Source organism: Streptomyces sp. NPDC050564, assembly GCF_044457265.1.
In the GTDB taxonomy this organism is placed as follows: domain Bacteria; phylum Actinomycetota; class Actinomycetes; order Streptomycetales; family Streptomycetaceae; genus Streptomyces.
In genome coordinates, this window is record NZ_JBITGS010000106.1 from 1 (window position 1) to 3,923 (window position 3,923).

The window sequence follows — 3,923 nt, forward strand, 5'->3', positions numbered from 1 at the left end:
GGCTTCGACTCACTGACCGCCGTCGAGCTGCGCAACCGGCTCAACGCCGCCACCGGCCTGCGCCTGCCCGCCTCACTCGTCTTCGACCACCCGACGCCCCAGGCCATTGCCGGCCGTATGGAAGGCGAACTGTTCGGTGGACCCGGTGACGACGCCGCGGACATCTCGCCGCGGTCGAACGTGACCGTCGACGACGATCCGATCGCCGTGGTGGGCATCGCATGCCGCTACCCGGGCGGGGTAACCGACGCCGAGGGACTGTGGGACCTGGTGGCCGGTGGCGCGGACGCCATCGGTGACTTCCCCACCGACCGCGGCTGGGACCTGGAATCTCTCTACGATCCGGACCCCGAGTCGGTCGGGACGTCGTACGCGAAGGCGGGTGGGTTCCTCTACGACGCGGCTCAGTTCGACGCGGAGTTCTTCGGGCTGAGTCCGCGCGAGGCCCTCGCCACGGATCCGCAGCAGCGGCTGCTCCTGGAGACCGCGTGGGAGGCCTTCGAGAACGCCGGGATCGACCCGGCAACGATGCGGGGCTCCCGGACCGGCGTGTACACGGGCGTCATGTACAACGACTACGCCTCGCGTGTGCGCCGGGTGCCGGACGAGCTGGAGGGCTACCTGGGCACGGGGAGCGCGGGCAGTGTGGCCTCGGGCCGTCTGGCGTACTCCTTCGGTCTTGAGGGGCCGGCGCTGACGGTGGACACGGCATGCTCGTCGTCGCTGGTCGCTCTGCATCTGGCGGTGCAGTCGCTGCGTCGCGGTGAGTGCGACATGGCCCTCGCCGGCGGTGTGACGGTGATGGCCACCCCCAACACCTTCATCGAGTTCTCCCGTCAGCGCGGTATGTCCCCCGACGGGCGCTGCAAGTCCTTCGCTGCTTCGGCGGACGGGGCGGCCTGGGCCGAGGGCGTCGGGCTGCTGCTGGTGGAGCGGTTGTCCGAGGCGCGCCGCCGCGGGCACCGGGTGCTGGCCGTCGTGCGCGGTACTGCCGTCAACCAGGACGGCGCCTCCAACGGGCTGACCGCCCCCAACGGGCCCGCCCAGGAACGTGTCATCAACAACGCCCTGACCGACGCCCGACTCACCCCCGCCGAAATCGATGCGGTAGAAGCACACGGCACCGGCACCCGCCTCGGCGACCCCATCGAGGCGCAGGCGCTGCTGGCCACCTATGGCAAGGACCGCCCCGACGACCAACCGCTCTGGCTCGGCTCCCTCAAGTCCAACATCGGGCACACACAGGCCGCCGCCGGCGTCGGGAGCGTCATCAAGATGACGATGGCGCTGCGCCACGGCCTGCTGCCCAGGACCCTCCATGTCGACGCGCCCACCCCGCACGTGGACTGGGAGGCGGGCGCCGTGCGCCTCCTGACGGACGAGGTGCCGTGGGAGCCGGGTGAGCGGCCTCGACGCGCCGCCGTCTCGTCCTTCGGTATCAGCGGCACCAATGCCCACGTCATCCTTGAGGAGGCACCCGCCGCCGCGGAGCCGCCGGTGGACGTGCCCGGCGGCGCACCGCAGGTCGTTGCCCCGGAAGCGGCACTCGTGCCCTGGGTTCTCTCGGCCCGCTCGGCCGACGCCCTGCGCGCCCAGGCCCGGCGCCTTCACGACCACCTCTCCCGTACCTCCGGGCTCGACCTCCTCGACGCCGGGTTCAGCCTGGCCGACGGCCGGGCGGTGTTCGACCACCGGGCGGTCGTGGCCGGGCGCGACCGGCAGGACCTGTTGGACGCCCTGGCCGCACTCGACGCCGGGCGGGCGCATCCCCGGGTGACCGTGGGTGCCGCGTCGCGGTCAGCGGTGGACAGGGTGGCGTTCGTCTTCCCCGGCCAGGGCTGGCAGTGGGCCGGTATGGGCGCCGAACTCAGCGCCGTGTCACCGGTGTTCGCGCGGCGTCTCGCCGAGTGCGAGCGGGCTCTGGCCCCGCACGTCGACTGGTCGCTGGCCGACGTCCTCACGGACGAGGAGAAGCTGGCCCGGGTCGACGTCATTCAGCCCGTGATGTGGGCGGTGATGGTGTCCCTCGCGGCGGTGTGGGAGTCCCTCGGCGTCGTACCGGCGGCCGTGGTGGGCCACTCACAGGGCGAGATCGCGGCGGCCTGCGTAGCGGGAGTGCTCGACCTCCACGACGCCGCCAAGGTCGTGGCCCTGCGCTCGCGCGCCATCGCCAGGATCGCGGGAGACGGTGGCATGGCGTCGGTGGGTCTCCCGCCCGACCAGACCCGGGAACTGATCGCCCAGGTGGCCGACGACCTGCACATAGCGGCCGTCAACGGCCCCGCTTCGACTGTTGTGTCGGGTGCCGCGGCCGCCCTGGACGCTCTCGTGGCCGAGGGCGAGGCACGAGAGGTACGGGTGCGGCGGGTGCCCGTCGACTACGCGTCGCACTCACCGCACATGGAGGAGCTGCACGACTCCCTCCTCACCGAGCTCGCCGACATCACTCCCCGTCAGGGACGCGTGCCGTTCTACTCCACGCTCACCGGGGAACTCCTCGACGACACGACCCTCATGGACGGCTCGTACTGGTACGAGAATCTGCGTCGGCCCGTGCAGTTCGAGCAGGCGGTACGCGCCCTGGTGCGGGACGGTTTCGGGGCCTTCCTGGAAAGCAGCGGGCACCCGGTGCTGACGTACGGGGTGGAGGAGACCGTGTCAGCCGTGGGCGTCGAGGCCCTGGTCGTCGGGTCGCTCAGGCGGGGCGCGGGCGGCATCGGCCAGTTCCTGCGGTCCGCGGCCGAGCTGTACTGCGGCGGTCACGCCGTCGCCTGGCCGGCATTGCTGTCCGCCGACGGCCGGCCGCGCACCCGGATCGAACTGCCGACGTACGCGTTCCAGCGCGACCGCCACTGGTTGGATGTGCCGGCTGCGTCCGGTGACGTCGCCGCCGCCGGCCTGCAGCGTACGGGCCATCCGCTTCTGGAAGCGGCGGTGGACCTGGGTGGCGACCTGGGGGCAGTGCTCAGCGGCCTCGTGTCCCTGTCCACCCACCCGTGGCTGGCCGACCACGCCGTGGCCGGAGCCGTCCTGCTGCCCGGCGCCTCCCTCGTCGAACTCGCGGCCGTCGCCGGAGCCCGTGTCGGGTGCTCCGCCGTCGAGGAACTCACGCTCGAGGCGCCCTTGGTGGTGCCCGACGACGGCGGTGTCCAGGTGCAGGTGTCGGTGGGCGCCCCCGAGGACGACCGGCGCCCGGTCGTCGTGTACGCCCGTGCGCGGGACGATCAGGAGTGGGTGCGTCACGCCACCGGGCATGTCGTCGCCCAGGACGACGGCGAGCACGCGGTCCCGGCCGACTGGGCCGTGGGCGCGTGGCCCCCGCCGGGCGCCGAGCCGGTGGACCTCACCGGTATGTACGACCGCCTGGCCGAGCGCGGCTACGAGTACGGCCCCGTCTTTCAGGCCCTCGACGGCCTGTGGCGGGTCGGCGACGACCTGTACGCCGAGGTCTCGCTCGGTCACGGCACCGGCCCCATGGGCTTCGGGCTGCACCCTGCCCTGCTGGACGCCGCTCTTCACCCCTTGGTGATCAGCGGTCAGGACGACGCGGGACACGTGCGACTGCCGTTCTCGTGGAGTGGTGTACGCCTGGACGCAGCCGACGCCACGCGCCTGCGCGTGCGGCTCGGCGTGCTCGGCACCGACGAGTACCGCGTCGAACTGGCCAACGAGACGGGCACGTCGGTCGGCGGAGTCGAGGCGCTGCGGGCCCGGCCCATCACACTCGAGCGGCTCATGGAAGCGGCGCTGAACGCCGCGGGTGGCGCGGCCGACGGGGAACTGCTCCGGGTCGAGTGGCGACCGCTGCCGTCGACCGCCACGGTCCCCGCTGTCGAGGCTGCCGTCGAAGTGGCGGGGCTGGATGAGCTGTTGGGTCTGGTCGAGGCGGGTGGGGTGCCGGATCGGGTGGTGGTGTCGGTGGC

The 3,923-nt window shown here is 72.5% G+C and carries 1 protein-coding gene; it reads left to right on the forward strand.

The window, feature by feature from the left end; genetic code table 11:
• A partial coding sequence (locus ACIBK0_RS51760) for a type I polyketide synthase (protein WP_399097507.1) occupies positions 1–3,923 on the forward strand: 3,923 nt, incomplete at both ends.